Origin of the sequence: Caballeronia arvi, assembly GCF_001544695.2 — a bacterium.
GTDB lineage: Bacteria > Pseudomonadota > Gammaproteobacteria > Burkholderiales > Burkholderiaceae > Caballeronia > Caballeronia arvi.
In genome coordinates this window covers 1-25,366 of the sequence record NZ_FCOM02000065.1, presented here as the reverse complement: position 1 = coordinate 25,366, position 25,366 = coordinate 1, and the positions used below count along the sequence as shown (strand labels likewise).

At 63.5% G+C, this 25,366-nt stretch carries 23 protein-coding genes; 13 read left to right on the top strand and 10 right to left on the bottom strand.

The genetic code is table 11. The annotated features are described in order from the left end of the window. Positions 1 to 94: 94 nt before the first annotated feature. Both AWB74_RS37380 and AWB74_RS37375 read right to left on the bottom strand, forming a co-directional pair. Positions 95 to 898, bottom strand: a complete 804-nt coding sequence (locus tag AWB74_RS37380) for an aldo/keto reductase (protein ID WP_061151630.1) — start codon at positions 896 to 898, stop codon at positions 95 to 97. 25 nt (positions 899 to 923) lie between these two features. After that, a complete protein-coding gene (locus AWB74_RS37375; RefSeq protein WP_061151629.1) occupies positions 924 to 1,658 on the bottom strand; it encodes a glutathione S-transferase in 735 nt (244 codons plus the stop codon). A 170-nt stretch (positions 1,659 to 1,828) separates the two neighbouring features. Here AWB74_RS37375 and AWB74_RS37370 point away from each other — a divergent pair, with 170 nt between their 5' ends. After that, positions 1,829 to 3,070: a cystathionine gamma-synthase family protein gene (locus AWB74_RS37370; protein ID WP_061151628.1), complete on the top strand. Its 1,242-nt coding sequence runs from the start codon at positions 1,829 to 1,831 to the stop codon at positions 3,068 to 3,070. Positions 3,071 to 3,114: 44 nt separating this feature from the next. Here AWB74_RS37370 and AWB74_RS37365 read toward each other — a convergent pair whose 3' ends face one another. The 4 genes from AWB74_RS37365 to AWB74_RS37350 all read right to left on the bottom strand — a co-directional run bounded on the left by AWB74_RS37365 (position 3,115) and on the right by AWB74_RS37350 (position 8,865). Then, positions 3,115 to 4,053, bottom strand: coding sequence for a dimethyl sulfoxide reductase anchor subunit family protein (locus AWB74_RS37365; RefSeq protein WP_061151627.1), 939 nt, complete (start codon positions 4,051 to 4,053; stop codon positions 3,115 to 3,117). A gap of 20 nt (positions 4,054 to 4,073) precedes the next feature. After that, positions 4,074 to 4,793, bottom strand: coding sequence for a 4Fe-4S dicluster domain-containing protein (locus AWB74_RS37360; RefSeq protein WP_061151626.1), 720 nt, complete (start codon positions 4,791 to 4,793; stop codon positions 4,074 to 4,076). An 11-nt stretch (positions 4,794 to 4,804) separates the two neighbouring features. Then, positions 4,805 to 7,735: a molybdopterin oxidoreductase family protein gene (locus AWB74_RS37355; protein ID WP_061151625.1), complete on the bottom strand. Its 2,931-nt coding sequence runs from the start codon at positions 7,733 to 7,735 to the stop codon at positions 4,805 to 4,807. A 65-nt stretch (positions 7,736 to 7,800) separates the two neighbouring features. Next, positions 7,801 to 8,865: a YeiH family protein gene (locus tag AWB74_RS37350; RefSeq protein WP_061151624.1), complete on the bottom strand. Its 1,065-nt coding sequence runs from the start codon at positions 8,863 to 8,865 to the stop codon at positions 7,801 to 7,803. Positions 8,866 to 8,980: 115 nt separating this feature from the next. Here AWB74_RS37350 and AWB74_RS37345 point away from each other — a divergent pair, with 115 nt between their 5' ends. From AWB74_RS37345 to AWB74_RS37310, 8 genes are all read left to right on the top strand, one after another. Then, positions 8,981 to 9,871, top strand: coding sequence for a LysR family transcriptional regulator (locus AWB74_RS37345; RefSeq protein ID WP_061151623.1), 891 nt, complete (start codon positions 8,981 to 8,983; stop codon positions 9,869 to 9,871). Between the two features lie 147 nt (positions 9,872 to 10,018). Next, positions 10,019 to 10,825, top strand: coding sequence for a sugar phosphate isomerase/epimerase family protein (locus tag AWB74_RS37340; RefSeq protein ID WP_061151622.1), 807 nt, complete (start codon positions 10,019 to 10,021; stop codon positions 10,823 to 10,825). Positions 10,826 to 10,888: 63 nt separating this feature from the next. Beyond that, entirely contained in the window at positions 10,889 to 11,890 is a 1,002-nt protein-coding gene (locus AWB74_RS37335; protein ID WP_061151621.1) for a sugar kinase, read from the top strand. Between the two features lie 71 nt (positions 11,891 to 11,961). Then, positions 11,962 to 13,242: an MFS transporter gene (locus tag AWB74_RS37330; protein ID WP_061151620.1), complete on the top strand. Its 1,281-nt coding sequence runs from the start codon at positions 11,962 to 11,964 to the stop codon at positions 13,240 to 13,242. Positions 13,243 to 13,911: 669 nt separating this feature from the next. Further along, entirely contained in the window at positions 13,912 to 14,880 is a 969-nt protein-coding gene (locus AWB74_RS37325) for a 2-hydroxyacid dehydrogenase (protein WP_061151619.1), read from the top strand. 106 nt (positions 14,881 to 14,986) lie between these two features. Beyond that, positions 14,987 to 16,078: a LacI family DNA-binding transcriptional regulator gene (locus tag AWB74_RS37320; RefSeq protein WP_061151618.1), complete on the top strand. Its 1,092-nt coding sequence runs from the start codon at positions 14,987 to 14,989 to the stop codon at positions 16,076 to 16,078. Next, a complete protein-coding gene (locus AWB74_RS37315; protein WP_061151617.1) occupies positions 16,079 to 16,870 on the top strand; it encodes a YhfC family glutamic-type intramembrane protease in 792 nt (263 codons plus the stop codon). Positions 16,871 to 16,910: 40 nt separating this feature from the next. Next, positions 16,911 to 17,276, top strand: a complete 366-nt coding sequence (locus AWB74_RS37310; protein WP_061151616.1) for a DUF3022 domain-containing protein — start codon at positions 16,911 to 16,913, stop codon at positions 17,274 to 17,276. Here AWB74_RS37310 and AWB74_RS37305 read toward each other — a convergent pair. Next, positions 17,273 to 17,701 (bottom strand): PGDYG domain-containing protein, encoded by a 429-nt coding sequence (locus tag AWB74_RS37305; protein WP_061151615.1) that lies wholly within the window; start codon positions 17,699 to 17,701, stop codon positions 17,273 to 17,275. The two genes, AWB74_RS37310 and AWB74_RS37305, sit on opposite strands and share 4 nt — an antisense overlap. Positions 17,702 to 17,827: 126 nt before the next feature. Next, positions 17,828 to 18,346 carry a Spy/CpxP family protein refolding chaperone gene (locus tag AWB74_RS37300; protein WP_061151614.1) on the bottom strand — a complete coding sequence of 173 codons (519 nt, stop codon included), beginning with the start codon at positions 18,344 to 18,346 and terminating at the stop codon, positions 17,828 to 17,830. A gap of 165 nt (positions 18,347 to 18,511) precedes the next feature. Here AWB74_RS37300 and AWB74_RS37295 point away from each other — a divergent pair, with 165 nt between their 5' ends. The 3 genes from AWB74_RS37295 to AWB74_RS37285 all read left to right on the top strand — a co-directional run bounded on the left by AWB74_RS37295 (position 18,512) and on the right by AWB74_RS37285 (position 21,225). Then, positions 18,512 to 19,402 (top strand): LysR family transcriptional regulator, encoded by an 891-nt coding sequence (locus AWB74_RS37295; RefSeq protein ID WP_061151613.1) that lies wholly within the window; start codon positions 18,512 to 18,514, stop codon positions 19,400 to 19,402. Positions 19,403 to 19,515: 113 nt separating this feature from the next. After that, a complete protein-coding gene (locus tag AWB74_RS37290) occupies positions 19,516 to 19,971 on the top strand; it encodes an Lrp/AsnC family transcriptional regulator (RefSeq protein WP_061127656.1) in 456 nt (151 codons plus the stop codon). 144 nt (positions 19,972 to 20,115) lie between these two features. Then, on the top strand, positions 20,116 to 21,225 hold the full coding sequence (locus tag AWB74_RS37285; protein WP_061151642.1) for a saccharopine dehydrogenase family protein: 1,110 nt from the start codon (positions 20,116 to 20,118) through the stop codon (positions 21,223 to 21,225). Here AWB74_RS37285 and AWB74_RS37280 read toward each other — a convergent pair. After that, entirely contained in the window at positions 21,222 to 21,824 is a 603-nt protein-coding gene (locus AWB74_RS37280; RefSeq protein ID WP_061151612.1) for an AAA family ATPase, read from the bottom strand. The two genes, AWB74_RS37285 and AWB74_RS37280, sit on opposite strands and share 4 nt — an antisense overlap. Further along, the gene (locus AWB74_RS37275) at positions 21,821 to 23,134 is read right to left on the bottom strand and encodes a cation:proton antiporter (protein ID WP_061151611.1); all 1,314 of its coding nucleotides are present in this window, start codon (positions 23,132 to 23,134) and stop codon (positions 21,821 to 21,823) included. Before AWB74_RS37275 ends, AWB74_RS37280 begins: the two co-directional genes overlap by 4 nt. A 249-nt stretch (positions 23,135 to 23,383) precedes the next feature. On the opposite strand from AWB74_RS37275, the gene AWB74_RS37270 reads away from it, so the two are divergent. Beyond that, positions 23,384 to 24,766 (top strand): FAD-containing oxidoreductase, encoded by a 1,383-nt coding sequence (locus tag AWB74_RS37270; protein WP_061151610.1) that lies wholly within the window; start codon positions 23,384 to 23,386, stop codon positions 24,764 to 24,766. Positions 24,767 to 25,366: the final 600 nt, after the last annotated feature.

The window sequence follows — 25,366 nt, the reverse complement described above, 5'->3', positions numbered from 1 at the left end:
GCCAAGGATAGCATTGCGCGGCGGCTGTGCAGACGAAAAAAACCCGGCGCGAGCGGCCGGGCTGCGTGCGTTGCGTTGCAGGACGCGTCGTGCGTCACCACTTCGGCGCGAACGGCGGATTCGCGTTGCGCTTGCCTTCGTCGAGCGCGTCGATTCTCGCGATGTCGTCGGCGTCGAGCTTGAGCTTTTGCGCGTCGCGGTTGCTTTGCTGATGCTGCGGATTCGTCGATGCCGACAGCACCACGATATCGCGCGACAGCAGCCACGCGAACGTCACCTGCGCGGGCGTCGCGCCGTGCTTGTCGGCAATCGCCTTCAACGTCGGGTCCGTGTGCGCGCGGCCTTCGCCGAGCGGCATGTACGCGGTCACCCTGACGCCGAGACGCTGCGTCGCATCGACGAGCTTGCGGTTCGCAAGAAACGGGCTCACTTCGATCTGATTCGTGACGATCTCCTTGCCGCCCGGCGCTTTCAGCGCTTCTTCGAGCAGCGGCGCAGTGAAATTCGACACGCCGTAATGACGGATCAGGCCGAGCTTCTGCGCTTCCTGCATGGCTACGAGCGTTTCGGCGATCGGCACCGCGCGATCGGGCGACGGCCAGTGCACGAGCGCGAGATCGATCGTACCGATATCGAGCTTCGCGTGGCTGTCCTTCAGGCTCGCGATGAGCGCATCGCGCGAGAGCCGATCCCACCAGACTTTCGTCGTGACCCAGACCTCGTCGCGCGGCACGCCCGAGTCGCGCACGCCCTGGCCGACGGCGGCTTCGTTGTTGTAGAACTGCGCGGTGTCGATATGCCGATAGCCGCCCTGCAATGCGCTCTTTACGGCGTTCGTGGTCTTCGCGGCATCGACGCGGAACGTGCCGAGACCGAAGGAAGGAATCGCTTCTACCATGCTGGCTCCTGTTTTCGTGGACACCTCAGGCGTCCTGATCGAGTTCGGGATAGTGCCTGAAAATGCCCGATTCGTTGAACGGGATACGCCGTTCCGAATCGATATAAGCCGCGATGTTCGGCCTTTGCAGCACCGCATCGTGCAGCGCGCTTACATGCGGATATTGCTTGCCGAATTTCTTCGTCGCGCGTGGAAAAGCGTACGACAGGCCTTCGACGATCTGAAAGATCGAAAGATCGACGTAGGTCGTTGCATCGCCCACCATCTGCGCCGGGCCATGCGGATTCTGCTTCAGCACGCGTTCGAAGTAATGCATGAATTTGGGCACGCGCTTGTCGAGGAAATTCTGCGTGCGGATCTTCGCCGCATCCTTCTGATCTTCGTAGTAGAGATCGGTCGCGAGCGGATGATGCGTGTCATGCACTTCGGCGACGAAATCCGCGATGGTCAACTGCAATCCATGCGCGACGTAGCGCAGGCCTTCGTCCTTTGGCGCGAGTTCGAGCTTCGGCCCGAGATACAGCAGGATGTTCGCGACATGCGGCACGATCAGCTCGCCATCCTTCAGGAACGGCGGCGCGAAGGGAATGTGCGGCTCGGTCTTGCTGTTCAGCACTTTCATCATCGCGTCCGTGCCGTAGCCGCTTTTCTTCGGTTCGCGCGCGACGTCGATATATTGCGCGCCGGCATCTTCCAGCGCGAGCCGCACGAATTCGCCGCGGCCCTGTAATCCGTCCCAGTAATGGAGTTCGTAAGCCATGAGAAAGGGGTCCTCGAAAGAGTGCGCTTTTCACTGATACAGCGAAACCCTGCGAAATGGCGCGGACGAAGAGCAGGGCGAGCAACACGCATTCCCGCATGGTATCGACGCATGATGGCGCGAATCGGGCAAAATCGGTGTTTTGCGTTTCGACTCGTAGCGGAGATGGGATGGACAAGCAAGGCTTTACCACAGGCATCGTTCATGGCGACCGGATCACGGGCGTGGAGCACGGCGGCGTGCGCCAGGCCATACATACGTCGGTGCAATACGGATTCGAGCGCGTCGAAGATCTGATCGGCGTGTTTCAGGGCACGAAAAAGGGCGGTTTCAACTACGCGCGCCAAGGCACGCCGACCACCGCCGCACTCGAGCGCAAGATCACGAGCCTCGAAGAGGGCGTCGGATCGATCTGCTTCAGCACGGGCATGGCGGGCATCACGGCGATTTTCCTGACCTTGCTGCGCGCGGGCGATCATCTCGTGTCGAGCCGCTATGTCTTCGGCAACACGAATAGCCTGTTCGGCACGCTGCGCACGCTCGGCATCGAAGTGACGATGGTCGATGCCACTTCCGCCGACAACGTCGCGAACGCGATCAAGCCGAACACGCGCATGGTGTTCGTCGAGACCATCGCGAATCCGGGCACGCAGATTCCCGATCTCAAAGGTATCGGCGAACTGTGCCGTGATCGCGGTCTCGCGTATGTCGTCGACAACACGATCACGTCGCCCGCTCTGTTCAAGCCGAAGGCGGTCGGCGCGAGTCTCGTCGTCAATTCGCTGACGAAGACCATCGCGGGTCATGGCGCGGCGCTCGGCGGCGCGGTGACGGACACTGGTCTCTTCGACTGGAGCGCGTATCCGAATATCGCCGATGATTACCGCCGCTCCGCTTCGAAAGAGCAGGGGCTTCTGCAGATTCGCAAGAAAGGACTGCGCGACATGGGCGCGTCGCTGTCGTCGGAGCAGGCGCATTCCATCGCGATGGGCGCGGAAACGCTCGCGCTGCGCGTCGCGAAGTGCAGCGAAAACGCGCTCGCGCTCGCACAGTTTCTTGAGAAGCACGAGGCTATCGGCCGTGTGTTTTATCCGGGCTTGAAGAGTCATCCGCAGTACGAGATTGCGCAGGCGCTGTTCAAGGGCGCGTCGTGGCTGCTGTCGTTCGAATTGCGCAATGCCGAACGCATGATCGAAGTCGTGAACGCGCTGCAGTTGCCGGTAAAGGCGACGGGCCTGGGCGACACACGCACGCTGATCATTCCCGTTGCGCCGACGATCTTCTTCGAAGCCGGACCTGAAGTCCGCAAGTCGATGGGCATTTCCGACGGCATGCTGCGGTTATCCGCGGGCATCGAGGATATCGACGATATCATCGCCGATTTCGATCAGGCGCTCAAACTCGCCGTCTGACGACAAAAAAAACGCGTGCCGCCCGGCACGCGTTGTCTTTCACGTCACGACGCTCGCGCGTAATAAATATTCTGCGGGTGCCGCGCTTCCGCGAAGAAGAACCATCGCTCGGCGATGAGCCCCAGGTATTGCGTGACGCACGCAAGACAGAACAGCGCGATCGACTGCGCGCCGATCCCGAGCACCATCAGCACGAACGGCACACCGAACGCGCCGACGAGAAACGCCCACTTGATGCGCGCGATCGCTTCGGCGGAACGTCCGTGAAAGAACTCGCGCAGATTGAACGCGCCCGCCGTGAAGCCGCGCGATTTCTGCACGACGTTCGGCCCTTTGATACCTGTCGCGCTCTGCACGGTCGACTTGGGGCGCAAGCGCGCGTTGCGCCGTAGCGAAGCCACACGCGATATGCAGCCAGCGAGCGTCAACGTGCATGCGCAAGCCGCAAGACCGGCTGCGAGCGACGGCGCCAGCCACGCGGCGCATGCCGTCGCGAGCGTGAACCCGGACGCGCAGCCGAGCAGCACGAAGTTGACCATCGTGAGTGGCGTCGCCCATTCCTGGAGGAAGCGCAGGCACGCGTAGATCATCGCGGTGCAGACGAAGAGCGCCGCCGACGCAAGCACGCCGATCACGCCGATGAGAAGCGCCCACGGCGCTCCCAGCCAATGCGCGATGCCATAAAGCGCGGCGCAGCCGAGAAACGCGGGCAGGCACAGGCATTCGCGCGAAAGCCACGACGTGCGCCACATCGCGATGGCGCGCCACGCACGCTCCGGATGCCCGAGATGGAAAAACGAAGCGACGAGCCCAAGGCCGCCGAGCGCGACGCACAACGCAGCGCCGACGATGAAGAACATCTGCGAAGGCGCGACGATCAGACCGAGCCTAGCGAGCGCCTCGACGCCGACGAGCGCGATCAGCAAGCCTTGCGCGGCGCCGCTCAATGTCGTGAGAAACACGACGGAAAACGCGGGTTTCATGTTCGAGCTCCGATGAAAGTTCAGACGCGCACGGCCATCGCCGCGAGATTGAGGTCGCCGTGTGCTTCGGGCGCTTCGGCGGCGTTCGAACCGCAGCCGCACGAACCGCCGCTGCCGCACGAATTCACGGGCCGCCGCGGCAGATAATGATTCGCTGGTCGCGTCTCCCATTCGGGCATCAACTGATAACCGCCGCGTTCCTTGATCGCTTTCGACACGACCGACTCCGGATCGTGGATATCGCCGAAGAGCCGCGCCGATGTCGGACACGCGAGCACGCACGCGGGCTTGCGGTCACGCTCGGGCAGCGCTTCGTTGTAGATGCGATCGGCGCACAGCGTGCACTTCGTCATTTCCTTGCGCTCTTCATCGAGCTCGCGCGCGCCGTAGGGACACGCCCACGCGCAGTACTTGCAGCCGATGCACTTGTCGAAATCCACGAGCACGAGTCCGTCTTCCTTGCGCTTGTAGCTCGCGCCGGTCGGACAGACGGGCACGCACGGCGGATCTTCGCAGTGCAGGCATGACTTCGGAAAGTGGATCGTATCGGCGAGCGGAAACTCGCCCGCTTCATACGTCTGCACGCGGTTGAAGAACGTGCCGGACGGATCACCGTCGTAGGGGCGCAGATCCGCGAGGCTGCCGGCTTCGCCCGACGTGTTCCACTCCTTGCAGCTCGTCACGCAGGCGTGGCATCCGACGCAGACGTTCAAATCGATCACGAGGGCCATCTGGGTCATGTCGGTCTCCTTCAGTCGTTCGTGTTTCGCTTGACGGCATTGCGCAGCCGCGCCGCAAACTCGCCGCGCCCCGCGAAGTAGGTCTGCACGACGCGCTGGATCGTACCGGTCATGCCGGGCGATGGCGGCATCGGTGCGAATTGCGGCAGCGTGTGGTTTGCATCGGCTTCGGCGGGGTAGACGCGCACGCGCACGTCGTACCACGCGGCCTGTCCGGTGATCGGATCGGAGTTCGAGAAGCGCATGCCTTCGCGCGCGGAAACCGGAAGCTCATCCGTGATGAGGTGATTGAGCAGAAAGCCGCGCTGCGATTCGTTGGCATCGGGGCCGAGGCTCCACGCGCCCGCGGCCTTGCCTATCGCATTCCACGTCCAGACCGTGCCCGGCTCGACCGCTTCGCTGTAACGCGCCATGCAGCGCACCTTGCCCCATTGCGATTCAACGTAGATCCAGCCGCCATCCTCGATGCCGTTCGCCTTCGCCATGCGCGGATTCATATACAGCAGGTTCTCGCCGTGAATCTGCCGCAGCCATGCGTTTTGCGAATCCCACGAGTGATACATCGCCATCGGGCGCTGCGTGACGGCCGCGAGCGGGTACTGCGCGAGATCGGTCGCATCGAGTTCGAGCGGCGCATACCAGAACGGCAGCGGATCGAAATACTGCCCGATGCGCGCACGCAGATGATCGGGCGGCTGCCTGCCTTTCGTGCGCCCTTGTGCTGCAAGGCGAAACTTCTGCATCACGTCGGAGTAGAGCTGAATCAGGATCGGCTCGTTGAACTTGCGAAAGCCCTTGTCGACGGCGAATTGCAGATACGGACCGTTCTGGCCGCGCATATATTGCAGCTCTTCAGGCAGCGTGTAGTGATAGACGCAGTCGTGCTTCGCGTACTCTTCCCACTGATTCGGATTCGGCTCGCCGACGAGCGCATCCTTGCCGTCCTTGCCGCGCCAGCCGATCAGAAAGCCGACGCCCGAGCCCGGCGCGGTCTGATGATTGACGATGAAATCCGGATAGTCGCGATACTTGCGCGCGCCGTCGGGCGTGGTGAACGCAGGCAGCTTCAGGCGACTGCCGAGCTCGACGAGCACTTCCTGAAACGGCCGGCATTCGCCCGTGCGCGGCACGACCGGCACGCGCACCGAATCGACGGGGCCATCGAACTCGGAGATCGGGCGATCGAGCATCGACATTGCGTCGTGGCGTTCGAGATACGTCGTGTCGGGCAGGATGAGATCGGCGAATGCGGTCATTTCCGACTGAAATGCATCGCACACGACGATGAACGGAATCTTGTACTCGCCGTTATCGTGTCTATCGGCGAGCATCTTGCGCACTTCCATCGTGTTCATCGACGAGTTCCAGGCCATATTGGCCATGAAGATCATCAACGTGTCGATGGTGTACGGATCGCCGCGCCATGCGTTCGTGATGACGCTGTGCATCACGCCGTGCACCGCGAGCGGATATTCCCACGAGAACGCCTTGTCGATGCGCACGGGCGTGCCGTCGTCGTGGATGAAGAGATCCTCGGGCGCGGCGGGCCAGCCGAGCGGGCCGGACGCGAGCGGCGTGTTCGGCTTCACCTGATCGGGATGATTCGGCGGTTTCGCCGACGGCGGCACCGCGCGCGGAAACGGCGACTTGTGGCGGAAGCCGCCCGGCCGGTCGATCGTGCCGAGCAGCGACATCAGCACCGCGAGCGCGCGGATCGACTGGAAGCCGTTCGAATGCGCGGCGAGTCCGCGCATCGCGTGAAAGGCGATGGGGTTGCCCGTGACCGTCGCGTGCTTTTTGCCCCATGCGTCGGTCCACTCGATCGGCAGCGTGATCTTGTGATCGCGGCTCACCTGGATCATTTCGGCGGCGAGGCGCTGGATGGTCGCGGCGGGAATGCCCGTGATCTCCGCGGCCCATTCGGGCGTGCATGTCGCCACTTGCTCGCGCAGCAGAGCGAACGAGGGCGCGACGGGCGTGCCGTCGTCGAGTGTGTAGCGTCCGTCGAGCGCGGGCTCGGCATCGTCAGCATGATGCGCGACCGCGCGATTCGTCTTCGTGTCCCACCACAGATGATTCTGCGGAAAGAGCGCATTGCCTTCGGGCGCGTCGCCGTCCTTGACGAAAAGCCCGAACGTATCGCTCGATTCGTTCATGTCTAGCAGTTCGGCCGCATTCGTGTAGCGCGTGACGAACTCGTGATCGTACGCATCGGCGGCGATGAGTTCGTGGAGCAGCGCCATGAAGAGCGCACCGTCGGTGCCGGGGCGAATCGGCACCCATTCATCGGCGATGGCGGCGTAGCCCGTGCGGACCGGATTGATCGCGATGAAGCGTCCGCCCGCGCGCTTGAACTTCGAAAGGGCGATCTTGAGCGGATTCGAGTGATGATCTTCCGCCGTGCCGATCATGAAGAAGAGCTTCGCGCTGTCGAGATCGGGGCCGCCGAATTCCCAGAACGAACCGCCGATCGTATAGATCATGCCCGCGGCCATGTTCGCCGAGCAGAAGCCGCCGTGCGCGGCATAGTTGGGCGTGCCGAAATTTTTTGCGAAGAGGCCGGTCAGCGCCTGCATCTGGTCGCGGCCCGTGAAAAGCGCGAACTTCTTCGGGTCGGTGGCGCGCAGATGCGCGAGCCGTTTTTCGAGCGTGTCGAGCGCGACGTCCCACGACACCGGCTCGAACTGCGCCTCGCCGCGCAGCGCGTCGGCCTTGCGCATGAGCGGCTGTGTGAGACGCGCGGGCGAGTATTGCTTCATGATGCCCGACGCGCCTTTCGCGCAGATCACGCCTTGATTGAGCGGATGGTTAGGATTGCCGTCGATGTATCGGACTTCGCCGTCGCGCAGATGCACGCGGATGCCGCAGCGGCATGCGCACATGTAGCACGTCGTGGTCTTGACCTCGAGCTTCTCGTTCTGGGTGCGAGCGCCGTGTTCCATGACTGCTCCTTCAAAAGCGTTATCGCGCGAGGGGGACACTCGCGCGATTTGTACTGCTGTGTCGATCAGCCGAACAGCTTTTCTACGCCGAGCGTGATCGCCAGGCCGCCGCCGACGAGCCACGCATACAGGATCGCGCCGGTGGCAAGTGCACGCGGTCCAGCCTGACGAATCTGCGCGATGCGCGTTTCCATGCCGAGCGCGGTCATGGCCATCGTGAGCGCGAAGGTGTCGAGCATGTTGATCGTGCTGGTCGCGGCATCGGGCAGCACATGCAGCGAGTTCACGATGACCAGCGCGAGAAAGCCGAGCGCGAACCAGGGCACCGCGACCTTGCCTTTGCCTTGCGACGCGTCGCCGCTACGCGAACGGCTGATCCAGAAGCCGACCACGAGCAGCACGGGCACGAGCAGCATCACGCGCGTCATCTTCACGATCGTGGCGATGTGGGTCGCTTCCGGACTCACGTTGCTCGCCGCACCGACGACCTGCGCCACTTCGTGAATGGTGCCGCCGAAGAAGAGGCCCGCGCCGAGCGTATCGAGATGCAGCCAACCGGCGTTGAGCGCGAGCGGGTAGAGGAACATCGAGAGCGTGCCGAAGAGCACGACGCTGCCGACCGCCATCGCGCTCTTGTGCGGCTTCGATTGCAGGGTCGATTCGAACGCGAGCACGGCCGCCGCGCCGCAGATCGCGCTGCCGGCCGCCGTGAGGAGCGCGGTGTCGCGATCGAGCTTCATCAGCTTCATGCCGGCCCACGTGCCGATCACGAGCGTGCTCACGACGACCAGCACCGACACCGTGAATCCCGACACGCCGACTTGCGCGATTTCCTGAAGGCTCACGCGCAGCCCGAAGAACGCGACCGCGATGCGCAGCAGCTTGCGCGCGGAGAAGTTGACGCCGGCGGCCCAGCTATCGGGCATGCCGTGACGCAGCGCGTTGCCATAGATCGCACCCGCGACGATGCCGACGATCAGCGGACTGATCCCCAGGCCGGCGATGGCAGGCACGGAGGCGAGCCTCGTCACCGCCGCCGCGAACAATGCGACGAAAAGAATGCCGTTGAGCTGTCCCCGTGTGGAGGACGCGGCGGGCGCCAGGGAATGGGCGGACTGAACCGTAGACATGGAAGAACCCGTTGGTAAGTTGGATGATCGATGGGCTAATCCTATTCTCGATATATGAATATGAAAAATCGTGATTTAGAATGTGTAATATCGGAAAAACTGATATTTGCGAATTATGACCCCGGAACAACTGATAACTTTTGCAACGGTCGCTGAGCACGGCAACATCAGCCGCGCGGCTGTGGCATTGCACTTGTCGCAGCCCGCCGTCTCGGGGCAGTTGCGGCTTTTGCAGGAGGAATTCGGCGAGCCGCTCTATCAGCGCGATGGCCGCGGCGTGCGGCTGACGGCCGCTGGTGAACAGTTGCTCGGGCACGCGGAGCGCCTGCGCGAAAACTTCCGTCAGGCGCATGCGCTGCGCGACGCGCTGCGCGGCCTCGAGCGCGGCACGCTGCGCATCGGCGCGAGCACGACGCCTGCGAGCTATCTGCTGCCGTATCTGATCGCGGCGTTTCACCGGCTGTTTCCAGACGTGCTCGTGACGACCATCGACGGCAATACCGCCGATATCGTCGCCGCGCTCGGTTCGCTCGATATCGCGCTCGTCGAAGGCTCGCCCGGCCAGGATCTGCCGCTCGGCACGACGGTTACGTCGTGGCGCGAAGACGAGATCGTCGCGATCCTTCCGAACGGCCATCCGCTTGCTGCGGGCCGAAAGGCCGTCACGCTCGAAGAACTCGGCGAACACAAGCTCGTGCTGCGCGAACCGGGTTCGGGCGTGCGGCAGATCGTCGAGCGCGCGTTCGCGGAGCGCGATGTGCCGATGCGCGTGGCGCTCGAAATCGCGGGCGTCGAAGGTGTGAAGGAAGCGGTGCGCGCAGGCATGGGCATCGGCTTCGTCTCGGCGATGTCGATCCGTCACGACGACAGCGCGCTCAGGCGCGTACGCATCGCGCCGAAACCGCTCACGCGCCGTTTTTCTATCCTGCTGCCGCATGCTGCGACGCCATCGCGCGTGGCGGCGCGTTTTCTCGAACTGTGCGAGGAGCCGGGTCTGCTCGGCTAGGGAATTCCACTATGGCGCGCGAATGCTGCCCTGGCGCAACATTCGGTCTCAACACGGGCGCTGCGGCGTCCTTTTTGAAAATCGATTATGGAACCGGTTCCATGTGTCGTTCGGGGCCGGAACAGCAGCGAAATGCGAGCAAATCAGATGTCACTTTCTCCCAGCGAAGCAAAGCGCACCGAAGTCGTGATCGTCGCAAGCGCGTTCGGCGCGGATGCGATCCGGCGCGACGGCCACGCGGCCTGGGCCGAAGCCGCCGCACGCGCTGGCGCCGATGGCTTCGAAGTGCGCCGTGAGCTGTTCGCGGACGAAGCCGATGCGCGGCCAGAAGCGCTCGCGCAGCTCGGCGCGCAGATTCGCGCGCACGGCTTGTGGGCCGTCTATTCGACGCCCGCGACACTGTTTCGCGACGACGGCTCGCTCGATGCCGACGCGCTGCGACTCGCCATCGGCGAAGCGGCGGCGCTGGGCGCGCGCATCGTGAAGCTGCAACTCGGCGGTACCGAAAGCACTGTTGCGACCGATCCCGCGACGCTCGATCGGCTGATGACGGGTATCGCCGCATCGAAAGCGCGCGTCGTGGTCGAAAACGGGCAACTGAAGGCGGGCGGCACGATCGGTGCGTTCGAAGCGTTGTTCGCCGCGCTGCCCGAAGCACGCGGCCTCGCGATGACCTTCGACACCGGCAACTGGCATTGGGCGGAGCAAGACCCGCTCGACGCGGCGAAGCGTCTCGCGCCGCACGTCGCGTATGTGCATTGCAAGGCCGTGATGGGCGAGGGCGCGCGCCGTTTCGCCGCCGCGCCCGCGAACGGCGACGCGCGTTTCGCGACGCTGCTCGCGCAATTGCCGGGCGATGTGCCGCGCGGCATCGAATATCCGTTCATTGCCGGCGCGGACGTTTCGCTCGACGCCGACGCGGCGCGCCAGGTCGCGCGTATCGCCGCATTTTGAATTACGCATTCAAGCGACGCACAACGCATTTTGCATTCAGCATTCATCTGCAAAGGACCCGACATGCAAGCCAAGCCTGAAGCCCTCGACATCGTCACCTACGGCGAAGCAATGACGATGTTCGTCGCTGCCGAGACCGGCGATCTCGCGAAGGCCGCTCAATTTACGAAGCGCGTCGCGGGCGCGGACCTGAACGTCGCGATCGGCCTGTCGCGTCTGGGCTTCAAGGTGGGCTGGATGAGCCGCGTCGGCAACGATTCGTTTGGCCGCTACGTGCTCGATGTGCTTGCCGCCGAGGGCATCGACGCGCGCCGCGTCGCCATCGACGAGCGCTATCCGACCGGCTTTCAGCTAAAGGGCAAGTGCGATGACGGCAGCGATCCGGCGGTCGAATACTTCCGCCGTGGCTCGGCCGCGAGCCATCTGTCGCTCGACGATTACGCCGCGGATTACGTGCTCGGCGCGCGTCATCTGCATCTGACGGGCGTCGCGCCCGCGATTTCGGCGAGCTCACGTGAGCTCGCGTTCCACATGGCCCGCGAAATGCGTGCGGCAGGCAAGACGATCTCGTTCGATCCGAACCTGCGCCCGACGCTCTGGCCGTCGCGCGAGGCGATGGCCGAATCGCTCAACGCGCTTGCCGCGCTGGCCGACTGGGTATTGCCGGGCGTGTCCGAGGGCCTGACGCTCACCGGTTACGCGAAGCCCGAGGACATCGCCGCGTTCTATCTCGATCGGGGCGCGAAGGGCGTCGTCGTGAAGCTGGGCGCGCACGGCGCGTATTTCCGTACCATCGACGGAGACGAAGGCATCGTGCCGGGCGTGCCGGTCGAAAACGTCGTCGATACGGTCGGTGCGGGCGATGGTTTCGCGGTCGGCGTCGTGAGCGCGCTGCTCGAAGGGCGCGATGTGCGTCATGCGATCGCACGCGGCAACAGGATCGGCGCGCTGGCGATTCAGGTGATCGGCGACAGCGAAGGGCTGCCGACACGCGCCGCGCTCGATCTGCTCGAAGCGAAGGATTCCAACGACAAGACGGCCAAAACCGCGCTCGATGTGGCCTGACGAATAAAGAATTGACAGCCCTTCGAGGGGCGGAACCTGAGAGATCAACCGAAATGTCTTCGGAGACAACCATGCAATCTTCAACTCCCAAGCTCGCGGTGCGCCGCTGGTGGGCGATCATGCCGATCGTCTTCATCACGTACAGCCTCGCGTACCTCGACCGCGCCAACTACGGCTTTGCCGCGGCCGCGGGCATCAACCAGGATCTGGGCATCAGCAAGGGGCTGTCGTCGCTGATCGGCGCGCTGTTCTTTCTCGGCTACTTCTTTTTCCAGATTCCGGGTGCGATCTATGCCGAACGTCGCAGCGTGAAAAAGCTCGTGTTCTGGAGCCTGATCCTGTGGGGCGGCTGCGCGACGCTCACGGGCATGGTGAGCAACATTCCTTCGTTGATGGCGATCCGTTTCGTGCTTGGCGTCGTCGAGGCGGCGGTGATGCCGGCTATGCTCGTGTTCATCGCGAACTGGTTCACGAAGTCCGAGCGTTCGCGAGCGAACACGTTCCTCATTCTCGGCAATCCGGTGACGGTTTTGTGGATGTCGGTCGTGTCGGGCTATCTCGTGAACTCGTTCGGCTGGCGTCACATGTTCATCGCGGAGGGTGCGCCCGCGGTCGTGTGGGCGGTGATCTGGTGGTTCATCGTGAAGGACAAGCCGGCGCAGGTGAGCTGGCTGTCGGATCAGGAAAAGAGCGATCTCGATGCGACGCTGCGCGCCGAGCAGGCCGCGATCAAGCCGGTGAAGAATTATCGTGAGGCGTTCAAGTCGCCGGCCGTGATCAAGCTGTGCGCGCAGTATTTCTGCTGGAGCATCGGCGTGTATGGATTCGTGCTGTGGCTGCCGTCGATTCTGAAGAGCGGTTCGACGCTCGGCATGGTCGAGACGGGCTGGCTTTCGGCGGTGCCGTATCTGGCTGCGACCATCGCGATGCTGCTGGCTTCGTGGGCGTCCGACAAGCTCCAGGCGCGCAAGGCATTCGTGTGGCCGTTTCTGCTGATCGGTGCGGTGGCGTTTGCCGGGTCGTATTTGCTTGGATCGACGAACTTCTGGGCTTCGTATACGTTGCTCGTGATTGCGGGCGCAGCGATGTATGCGCCGTATGGGCCGTTCTTTGCGATCGTGCCGGAGTTGTTGCCGAAGAATGTCGCGGGGGGCGCGATGGCCCTTATCAATAGCATGGGGGCGTTGGGGTCGTTCGTCGGGTCTTACTTTGTTGGATATCTCAATGGGGCGACTGGCTCGCCGGCTGCGTCTTATGTGTTCATGAGTGTGGCTTTGTTGCTGGCTGTATGGTTTACCTTGGCGGTCAAGCCGCAGGCTGCGGTTCGGTCGGGGGTGGCTGTCAGGTCGTGATGGTTCTGCTTTCGCCGGATCCCATTTTCGCGTTGGTTTATTGGCGTTGCCCCTCCCCGGGGCGGGGGTAACTTTCTTTGCTGCTGCAAAGAAAGTCACCAAAGAAAGCAGCTTTTCGACCCAGAGTGTTTCACGCCGGCCGCGGCACAGGCAATTGGCTGAATGGAACCCGGAGTAGCGAGTGTTCCCATTGTTGTGCCGGGCGTGGATCGCGCACGGTCTGCCGCCCGATAACACAAAGCGCACTGGTTCAGCACAAAATAGCTCCGGCACAGCGCTACGCGCTGCCGCCGGGTTTGCAAGGGAAAACAACGGTGGGCGAGCAAATGCGCGGGCTCACGCAAACCCGATTGACCGGTCGGCCGCGAAGCGGGCTGGAGCTTGCAAGGGCTGCGCCAGAGAGCTAAGCGATGCGACGAGTCAGACCGTGCGCGATCCAAGCCCGGTGAGGCCTTCGAGGGCACTCGCTACTCTGGGGGCCATTAGGTGATCGCGTGTGCCGCGGCCGGTGTGAAGTGCTTAGGCTGGGGAGAGCTGCTTTCTTTGGTGACTTTCTTTGCAGCAGCAAAGAAAGTTACCCCCGCCCCGGGGAGGGGCAATGCAAATAGACCGACGCGAAATCAGGATTCCACAGAAGCCCTCGCCGACCAACCCCAAAAAGCCAAAACCATGACGAAAAAAATCGTAGCCTACAAGGCATTGCCGAGCGATGTAGAAGCCTACCTCCGCGCCCACGCCGAAGTGCAAAACGTCGATCCAAACGACAAGACAGCCTTCGTAGAAGCGCTAAAACAAGCCCACGGTGCCATCGGCGCTAGCGTAAAAATCTCCCCCGACATGCTCGAAGGCGCAAAAAACCTGAAAGCGCTATCGACGATATCCGTCGGCTTCGATCAGTTCGACGTGGAAGACCTCACGCGCCGCGGCATCGTGCTCACGCACACGCCCGACGTGCTCACCGAATCCACCGCCGATACCGTCTTCGCGCTGATTCTGGCAAGCGCGCGCCGCGTCGTCGAACTCGCCGAATGGGTGAAGGAAGGCAACTGGAAGGCGAGCATCGGCGAAGCGAATTTCGGCGTGGACGTGCAAGGCAAGACGCTCGGCATCATTGGTCTCGGGCGCATCGGCGGAGCGGTCGCGCGCCGCGCTGCGCTCGGCTTTCGCATGAACGTGCTTTACACGAACCGCAGCGCGAACGAACAGGCGGAAAAGGAATACGGCGCGAAGCGCGTGGAGCTCGATGATCTTCTCGCACAATCCGACTTCGTATGCCTGCAAGTGCCGCTCACGCCGGAAACGCGCGGCCTCATCGGCGCGAACGAGTTCAGAAAGATGAAGAAAAGCGCGATTCTCATCAACGCATCGCGTGGCCCGACCGTCGACGAACCCGCGCTTATCGAAGCGCTGAAAAACGGCACGATTCGCGGCGCAGGCCTCGACGTCTTCGAGCAGGAACCGCTGCCCGCCGATTCGCCGCTGCTCGCGATGAAGAACGTCGTCGCGCTGCCGCATATCGGCTCGGCGACGCACGAAACGCGTCACGCGATGGCGCGCAACGCTGCCGAAAATCTCATCGGCGCACTAGACGGCACGCTCACGCAGAACATCGTCAATCGCGACGTGCTCCCGCGCTAAAAGCAAAAGGTCGGGCGCGCGCATGCGCTAACATGCGCGATGCGAGGAGAACGATAATGACGGCATCGCGTCGCGCTTCGCGGCAAAGCGCATGCCCACGACCACTATGTCCGACGATCCCACATTGACCAACCGCCCGGCCGCATTCGCTGCGCGCCGTGCAACGATCACCGACGTCGCGCGCGAAGCCGGCACCGGCAAAACCAGCATCTCGCGCTATCTGAACGGCGAGATGAGCGTTTTGTCGCCCGATCTGCGCGAGCGCATCGAGGCGGCCATCGCGAAGCTCGACTATCGGCCGAATCAGATGGCGCGCGGCCTCAAACGCGGCCGCAATCGTCTGATCGGCATGCTGCTCGCCGATCTGACCAATCCGTATTCCGTCGAAGTGCTGCAAGGCGTCGAAGCCGCGTGCCACGCGCTCGGCTATATGCCGCTCATCTGTCACGCGGCCAATGAGATCGACATGGAGCGGCGCTATCTACAACTGCTCACGACGTATCGCGTCGAAGGCGTGATCGTCAACGCGCTCGGCGTGAAAGAAGAGCTGCTGCAAGGCTTCGCGCAAGGCGGCATTCCGGTCGTGCTCGTGGACCGCTCCGTGGAAGGCTTCATCACCGACATGGTCGGGCTCGACAATCCCGACGCCGTGCAACTCGCAACAAAACATCTCATCGACGAAGGTTTCGACGAGCTGCTGTTCATCGTGCAGCCCGTCACGCACGTGAGCTCGCGGCGCCTGCGCGAAGCCGCGTTTCGCGAGACCGTCGCAACGCTCGGCGCAAGCGGCTCGACGCTCGTGATCGATCTCGCCGATGCGACGCCCGCGCTCGCCGAGCTCGATACGCGCGTCGCAGCGGCGCAGGCGGCGGGCCGGCGCGTCGCGCTCTTTGCTGCGAACGGTCCTGTGGCGCTGCGCGTCGCGGTGCATCTGAAGGAGCAGCACGGCGTGGACTGGCAGGCGAGCGTCGCATTGATGTCGATCGACGATTCCGAATGGGCGCAGCTCGCCGGCATGACAACGGTGCGCCAGCCGACGTACGATATCGGCCGGCGCGCGGTCGAGTTTCTCCACGAACGACTCGGCGGCGCCACGATGCCCGCGCGCGAGTGTCTGCTGCCGGGCGAACTCGTCGTGCGCGCATCGACGACACGCGCGCTCGAAAGCGACGCGCAACAGGCATCACAAGGAACTTGAATGGTCAGTATTTCGACGTTGCTGAGCCTCGTGCTCGCGACGCTCATCATCGCCGCATTGCCTATCGTGCTGTACCGGAAGCTGCGGCCGCGTTTTTCCATCGCGCCGCGTGAGGCGATCCTCGGCATCGCGGTGTTCGCGCTCTTTGCGATGATCATCGAGCGCGCGCTGCACGGCTTCATGCAAGGCAATCCGGCTACGTCGGTGTGGCTCAGGTATCCCGCGGTGTACGTCATCTACGGCGCGATCGCGGCAGGCCTGTGCGAAGAAGTCGGGCGCTTTCTCGCGATGAAATGGCTCATTTCGCGCGAGCCCGGCGCGCTCGACCGGCACGGCCCGGGGCTCGGCTACGGCATCGGGCATGGCGGGGCGGAAGCGTGGATCGTCGGCGTGCTCGTACAGGTGCAATGGATCATCTACGCGGTGCTCGCCAATCGCGGCACGCTCGACGCGCATTTCGCGAACGCGCCGCTCGAAGCTGTCGCGCGCATCCATCTGGTGCTGATGACGCTTTCGCCCATATCTGCGGGCATCTTTCTCGTCGAGCGCGCAAGCGCGTTCGCGCTGCAACTCGGCTTCTCCGCGCTGATGTGGCAGATGCTGCGCCGGCGTTCACGGCATGCACTCGCCATTCTCATTGCCGTGCATGCGCTCGTCGGCGTGCCTGCCGCGATGTTTCAGGCGGGCCTCCTGCCGCTGATCTTCGCCGATGCCGTGTATCTCGTGCTCGGCGTTATCGTCGCGGTGGCGCTCGTGCTCTACTATCGCCGTGCCGCCGCGCAGGGCGCCTGAGCGCGCCTGAGGCGGCGTTTCAATCGACTATCGAGATCGAATGGACGACTATCAATACGACTGCCCGAGCGCGGACATCGACATGCTCGCGCACGTCATCTGCGATCTCTTTCCCGAGCAGACGCAATTCGCCGAACGTCAGGACGATGCGGGCCGCACGTCGCTCGTGATTCACTATGTGGCGATGCGCTTCGGCTCGACGGCGCGGCGCATCACGATCGACGTGCGCTTCGATCCGGCCGCGCTCGCGCGTTATCGCGCGCTGCCGCCGCGCATGCACGCGCGCAGTTACGCGGTACTACGCGCATATGTGGAAGCGACGCTCGGATCGCTCGAAGAGACGTACGCGAACGGCGAAGCAGTGCCGCGCGAAGTGGAGATCGAGATGGGCGAGGACTTCGCTTAGGCGTCTTGGTAAACCTTCGCGAAGCGCGCCGCCTTGACGACGCCGTAATCGCCGGGCGCATATTGCATGACCCAGTCGCCGGCGTCGCCGGTGAGGATGTCGCCCGCGGCGGATCGCGCGATCGAGAAGGGCTCGTGCATTTCCTTCGCAAGTACGATGCTCGGCCGATTGCGATACGTGCCCGCTTCACCGTGCGCGATGCCGCCTTCGGGCACGTACTTCGGGTCGAAGCGCTCGCGCGACACGACCCAGCGTTCGCCGCCGCTGCCGGTGACGATCGCATCGCCGGCCGCATAGCGGTTCGGCCCTTCGAGACTCATCAGTTCGCCTGCCGACACGGCGAATTCGACGGCTACGGCTTCGTTTTTCACGACGCGGCGTGCGGCGGGATCGGCGGCGAGATCGAGCTGGGAAAGATGGAGCATGGTGCGATCGGAGAGGGAGGGTGCGGGGGCGGTGCGGGATCGTAACGGCATTCGCGCCATTTTGCACCCGGCGGACGAAAAAAACCCGCATCGCACGATGCGGGTTTCTCTACGATGCGCGCTCGCTCAGGGCTTCGTCGTGGAAGCGGCGTCGGCGCCTGCCGCATGCGGACGATGATGCGCGCGATGCTGCCGCCCCTTGCCGTGCTCGTCGCGGAAGTTGGTATCGGCCAGCTTCTTCTGCTCCGGCGAAAGGCTCGTGTAAAGCGGCTCGAAAGCTTCGACGAGACGCTTCGTGCCATCTGCGTTCGCCTGCGTGATCTGCTCGTATTGCTTCATGTCGTCGAGCGCGGACATGGTGTTGCGCTGTGCGATGCGCTGACGATAGAGATCGGCCATCGTGCGGCCGTTCTCGCGCATCACGTCGGCGAACTTCGACCACTGCTCTTCCTGCTGCGGCGTGATCTTGAGGCTCGAATGCAGTTCCGCGATACGCTCTTCGACGCGCGCCTCGCGCTTGTTCGCGGCCGGTGCGGATGCCGCGGCCTGCACCGCGGGCGCCGATGCCGCGGCGGGCGCCGCCGTCTGCGCAAATACCGGGCTCAATGCGCAAAATGCGGCCAATGCAACGAGTGTTCTTTTCATTCGGGATTTACCTTCGATCGATATGGAAGAGCGGCGCGCGTCGTAAGCCGGGCTGAAAGGCAGAGTGAGCGCGCCATCGACGGATATTAGTATCACGATTGCATGCGGATTCGCCCGCATTGCCACAACTGCTTACATTCGAAACGTCTTTGGAAAAATAGCGCAGTGGATACCTTGTTGAGCATGCGGGTCTTCGTGGCCATCGTCGAGGCGGGCAGCCTGAGCGCCGCGGCCGAACGCTTTTCCATCTCCGCGCCGATGGCCGGCAAGCATCTTCAGGCGCTGGAGGCGCGGCTCGACGCGCGGCTCATCGTGCGCACGACGCGCCGTCAGAGTCTCACCGAGATCGGCCGTGCGTATTACGAGCGATGCCGTCGCATTCTCGCGGATGTCGACGCCGCCGATTCGCTCGCCGAAGCGATGGGCGCGACGCCGCGCGGCGTGCTGCGCGTGACAGTGCCGCTCACTTACGGCGTGCAGTTCGTGACGCCCGCCGTGACGGAGTTTCTCGCGGCGTTCGAGCAGATCAGCGTCGAACTCGATCTCACCAATCGCATGGTCGATATCGTCGAGGAAGGCTTCGATGCGGCCGTGCGCATCGGACCGCTCGCCGATTCGAGTTTCGTCGCGCGTCCGCTCAAAGCCTATGCGATGACCGTCTGTGCCTCGCCCGACTATCTCGCGCGCGCCGGCACGCCTTTGACACCCGCCGATCTCGCCGGTCACGAGTGCCTCGGCTTCGTGCATCAGGGACGCGAAGCAGGCTGGCGGCTCGAAGGCGAGGACGACGCTACGCTTCTGCGCCGCGCGCAGTCCTCGCGTTTTCGGGCAAACAACGGGCAGGCGCTGAAGAAGGCCGCGCTCGCAGGCTTCGGTCTCGTGCTCCAGCCGCATGCGCTCGTCGAGGATGAACTGGCAGCCGGCGCGCTCGTCGCGGTGCTGCAGGACTTTCTGCCGAAGCCTTCGCCCGTGCATCTCGTCTATCCGCGCGATACGCGCACGACGCCCAAGCTCGCGAGCTTTGTCGATTTCATGGTCGCCCGGCTCGGCGTCTGACGGGCGTCCGACAGCCGTTTCCGTCAGCGATAATGCAAAACACAAAACACCGGATGCCCGATGGCATTCAAAACGCATAAGGCAAAACACAAAATGCCAAGGACGACGCCCGCATGAGACCGCCGCGCCTCGATCAGCTCGACGATATCGATCGCAACCTCGTCGCGCTCCTGCAAATGAACGCGCGGGAAAGTGTCGCGAATCTCGCGCGGCAACTGGACGTCGCGCGCACGACTGTCATCGCGCGCATCGCGCGGCTGGAAAAGAACAACGTGATCGCGGGCTATGGCGTGCGGCTCGGGCAGGACGTGCTCGATGCGAGCATCCAGGCGTATGTCGGCATCAAGCTCATGCCGAAGTACGGGCGCGATCTGCAGAAGCGCTTCGCGCGCATGCCGGAGATCCAGTTGCTCTGTGCGGTGAGCGGCGAGTTCGATTACGTCGCATGGCTGCGCGCCGATTCGCCCGATCGCCTGAACGATCTGCTCGATGAAATCGGCGCGCTGGAAGGCGTCGAGCGGACCACGACGTCGATCATCCTGGCGCGAAAGATCGACCGCGCGGGGTGACGCGATACGAATCGTCGTATTTGATCGTCGAAATGACGAAATTCATCGTCGAAGCGCATCATTTTGTGTCTAGGATCAGTATTCGCGCGCTCCTAAACTGTGTGAAGAGGTGTATTGGCCAAACCGCACATAAAGGAGATGAATATGAAAGTGGCCCTCGTCGGCGCCGGATTGATCGGTCAGAGCATTGCCCATTTGCTGCGTGAAACGGGGGACTTCGATGTCGTCGCGTTCGATCGCGACGAGCACGCGCTCGCGCTCCTCGATGCGCAGGGCATCCCGACGCGCCGCGTCGATTCTGCCGATACGCCCGCGTTGCGCCAGGCGCTTATCGGCTTCGATGCGCTCGTCAACGCGCTGCCTTATTACCTTGCGATCAATGTCGCATCGGCGGCGAAAGCGGCGGGCGTGCATTACTTCGACCTGACCGAGGACGTGCGCGCGACGCACGCGATCCGCGCCATCGCCGACGACTCCGAGCTCGCGTTCATGCCGCAATGCGGTCTCGCGCCGGGCTTTATCGGCATCGTCGCGCACGATCTGGCAAAGCGTCTCGACGACGTGCGCGAAGTGAAGATGCGCGTCGGCGCGCTGCCCGAGTTTCCGACCAACGCGCTGAAGTACAACCTCACGTGGAGCATCGACGGGCTTATCAACGAGTATTGCCAGCCGTGCGAGGCGATCCGCGAAGGCCGCACGCAATGGGTGCAGCCGCTCGAAGGCGTCGAGCATTTTTCGCTCGACGGCATCGAGTACGAGGCGTTCAACACGTCGGGCGGCCTGGGCACGCTTTGCGAAACGCTCGCGGGTAAGGTCGAGACGCTCGATTACAAGTCGGTGCGCTATCCGGGTCATCGCGAGCTGATGAAGTTCCTGCTCGACGATCTGCGCATGTCCACCGACCGCGACGGTCTCAAGACGATGTTGAAGCGCGCGGTGCCATCGACAGCGCAGGATGTCGTATTGATCTTCGTCACTGTGACCGGCATGCGCCGCGGCCAGCTCGTGCAGGACGTGTTCACGCGCAAGATTTTCGCGAAGGACGTGTGCGGCGCGCCGATGAGCGCGATCCAGATCACGACCGCCGGCGCGATCTGCGCGGAGCTGGATCTCTTCCGCGAAGGCGTGCTTCCGCAGAGCGGCTTCGTCCGTCAGGAGCAGGTGCCGCTCAATGCCTTCCTCAACAACCGCTTCGGCAAGCTGTACGAAGGCGCCAACGCGGTGGCGACGGCGCGGCAACTGGCGGTCGCTTAAGCCAGCAAGCGCGCGATCAACGCATCGCGCGCTGCATCGTTCGGCGCGGTGTTGTCGAACATGACGAGCGTTTGCGCGAGCGCTGCGTCCGGCTGAAAAAGCCGCTGCCGATATTCGTCCCAATGCGCGAGCTTGTACGCATCGTTCGGATCGCCACGCGCGACGATGCGCTCGCGCGCCACAGCCTCATCCACGTGCACCCACACGACGCGAATGACGACATCCTCGCCGATGCCGAGCCATGCGCGATCGAAAAGACGTGAGCTGCGCACTTCACGCGTGAGCGGCGCGACCACCACGACGCTCACGCCGAGCGCGAGATTTTCGGCGGCGGTATCGACGAGACAACGGTATTCCGGATCGCGGAAATGTTCGATGAAAAGCGGACTGTCGCGATCGTGCGGATCGCCGGTCAGTGCGCCGATCGCGGCCGCGCTATAGGCGCCGTAGAGCGTGTCCTTGTCGAGCAGGCAGAAAGGCTCGCCGGCCGCCTGCATGAGCGGTGCGAAGAGCCGTTTCGCGAGCGTGGTCTTGCCGGTGCCCGCATGTCCACAGAAGAAAATCAGATGCTTCACGTGTGAGTCGATCCTCGAGTTCATTCGTCGGTCCGTGCGCGCTGATATCGCTTCATGAGCGGCGTCGCGGTGATGCCATGCACGATGATCGATGCCGTGATCGTCGCGATGACGAGCGGCACGAGCGGCGCGGCGACGTCACGTGGCGCGTGCTCGAGCGCATACAGCAGATAGTAAAACGAGCCGACGCCGCGTATGCCGAACCAGCTCATGAGCCGCCGTTGCGCGCCCACCGCATGCGAGCCGATGAGCGACGCCTCGACCGCCGCGGGCCGCAGCACGAGAAAGAGCGCGACGATGAGCGCGGCCGCCTGCCAGGTGAAAAGCTCGCGCCATATCGTCGCGAGCACGGCGCCGACGATCAGCATGATCGCCACTTCGGCGATGCGTTCCAGCTCGATCGTGAAACCGTGCACGCGCTCGGCCATGAAAGCGTGGGCGCGCTCGGGATCGGCGGCGGCGGCGCCGACATCGTCCGCATCGATTTTGCCGACCGCCTCACGCGCGGACTTGCCGCCGCTTTCCTTCTGCTCGACGCGGCGCATCGCGAGACCGGCCGCGAACACTGCGAGAAACGCGTACGTGTGCAGCAATTCGGCGACACCGTACGACAGCGCGATCAGCCCGAGCGCATAAAAGCCTTCTGGCCCCAGCGCCGCGCCGTGACGCGTGCGCAGATAGGCCACGAGCCGTACCGACAACGCGCCGAGCAGCCAGCCGCTCACTAGCGCGCCCGCGATGCCCCACGTGGCCTGCAACGCGAAACTCCAGTGCAGCGCTTCGCCGGGCGTCGCCTGCATGCGGCACACCGCGATGCCGAGCAGCGCGAAGGGCAGCGCGATGCCGTCGTTCAGACCGCCTTCGCCCGACAGCGAGAAACGCAGCAAATCGATGTCGCCGGGCGTTTCGACTTGCACATCGTGGGCGAGCACCGGATCGGTCGGCGCGAGCATTGCCGCGAGCAGCAGCGCCGGGCCCCAGCCGAGTCCGAGCACGTAGGCGCCAAATAGCGTGAGCACGGCGACGGTGAGCACCATCGCGACGAAGCCCAGGCGGATCGGCAGAAGCCAGATGCGGTCGGTGGGCGGCACGCGCAGTCGCAGGCCGATCGCAAAGAGCGACACCAGCATCGCGACTTCGGTGATGCGCCGCAGGACGGTCGTGTCGCTCGCGAGATCGAGCGTCAGCAGGTTGGCCGCGGCCGGGCCCATTGCGAAGCCGATCGCGAGATAGCACATCGCGGTGCTGATCGGCAGGCGCTTGAATGTCGAGCTGGCGAGGCCCATGAAGATGAGCACGCCGCCGACGACGAGAAACCAGATCGTCTCGGTCATGAATGCCTTTGGGCTTCGTGTGCGGGTTGTCGCTGGTTGCGAAAGACCGCGCGCCGCAACGCGCGGCTCGTCGGACAGAACGCAGCACGAGCCATGCCCGTGTCCGCGGCGCGCGCTTTGGGCAGCGTGTCTGCCCGCTCATCGACTTGCGCGTAAGATGCATTTCGGAATCCCGCTTCTGCATTCGTCATCCGCTTCATTCGCATGGTTTTTTGCGTTACGCATGCAAAGGACCAGGGAGAACCCACCATGTCACAGCATTTCGATGCCGTCGTCATCGGCACGGGTCAGGGCGGCTCGCCGCTCGCCGTGCGGCTCGCGCAAAGCGGCAGGCGCACGGCCGTGATCGAGCGGCATTTGTTCGGTGGCACCTGCGTGAACGTCGGCTGCACGCCGACCAAGACTTATGTCGCGAGTGCGCGCGCGGCGCATGTGGCGCGCACGGCGGCGCAGTACGGCGTGATGATCGGCGGCGATATCGCCATCGACATGGCGCGTGTGAAGGCGCGCAAGGACGAGATCATCGGCGGCTCGCGCACGGGCATCGAGAAGTGGCTGCGCGGCACGGAGAACCTCACGGTGTTCAGGGGCCACGGGCGCTTCACGGGGCCGCATGCGCTTTCGATCGAAGCGGGCGATGGCTCGACGCAGGACATCGATGCCGATCTCGTTTTCATCAACACGGGCACGCGCGCGGTGGTGCCAGACCTCGACGGCCTCGAACACGTTCCCTACCTCACCAATTCTTCGATTCTCGAGTTGACGGAGGTGCCGAAGCATCTCGTGATCGTCGGGGCGAGTTATATCGCGCTCGAATTCGGGCAGATGTTCCGGCGTTTTGGCAGCCGCGTGACCGTACTCGTGCGTGGCGAGCGCATTTTGACGCGCGAGGACGAGGACGTCGCCCGCGCGATGCAGGACGTGTTCGTGCGCGAGGGCGTCGAGTTTCGCTTCGGTGCGCAGATCGGGAAAGTGGAGCGTTCGGCGGGCGGGGTGCGCGTTTTTGTCGGCGATGAAACCATCGATGCGTCGCACTTGCTCTTCGCGACGGGCCGCACGCCGAACACCGATGATCTGGGCCTCGCGCGCGCGGGCATCGAGGTGAACAGGCACGGCATGATCGACGTGGATGGCCAGTTGCGCACGCAAGTGGAAGGCGTCTATGCGCTGGGCGATGTGAACGGGCGCGGCGCGTTCACGCATACGTCGTGGAACGACTACGAGATCATCGCTTCGAATGTGATCGATGGAGAGTCGCGCAGCGTCGATACGCGCATCATGGCTTATGCGGTGTTCGTGGACCCGCCGTTCGCGCGGGTGGGGATGAGTGAGGAGGAAGTACGCAAAGATGGCCGCGAGGCGCTCATCGCGACGATGCCGATGTCGCGGGTGGGGCGCGCTCGGGAGCGCGGTGAGACGGATGGGTTCATGAAGGCGCTGGTCGATGCGCGGTCGCAGCGGTTTTTAGGGGCGGCGATTTATGGCATCGAAGGGGATGAAGTGATTCATACTTTCATCGATATCATTAATGCGGATGCGCCTTTTATTACGCTGCAGCGGGCTATGCATATTCATCCTACTGTGAGTGAGTTGATTCCTACTTTGCTTGAGGGGTTGAAGCCGATGAGGTGATGGTTTGCTTCTTGCTCGGTCCCGTGATCGTGGTGGTCTATTAGCATTGCCCCTCCCCGGGGCGGGGGTAACTTTCTTTGCTGCTGCAAAGAAAGTCACCAAAGAAAGCAGCTTTTCGACCCAGAGTGCTTCACGCCGGCCGCGGCACAGGCGATTGGCTGAATGGAACCCAGAGTAGCGAGTGTTCCCACGGTTGTGCCGGGCATGGATCGCGCACGGTCTGACAAGCTAGTACGCGAAGGGCGCTGGTTCAGCACGAAATAGCGCCGGCACAGCGCTACGCGCTGCCGTTGGGTATGCAAGGGAAACCGACGAAAATCACAGGCAGCGAGGTAGAACCATCAGCAAGGAAGCACGCGCAGACCCGATTGACCGGTCGGCCGCGAAGCGGGCAGGAGCTTGCAGGTGCTGATCCAGTCAGTAGTGCGACGCGATGAGACAGACCGTGCGCGGTCCAAGCCCGATAAGACCTTCGAGGGCACTCGCTACTCTGGGGGCCATTCAGCCAATCGCCTGTGCCGCGGAGCCTGTCATAAATTTCGTGTTCAAGGCATAACATGTGCGAAAAGGAGCATGTATGCCACGCAAACCGAAAGCTGC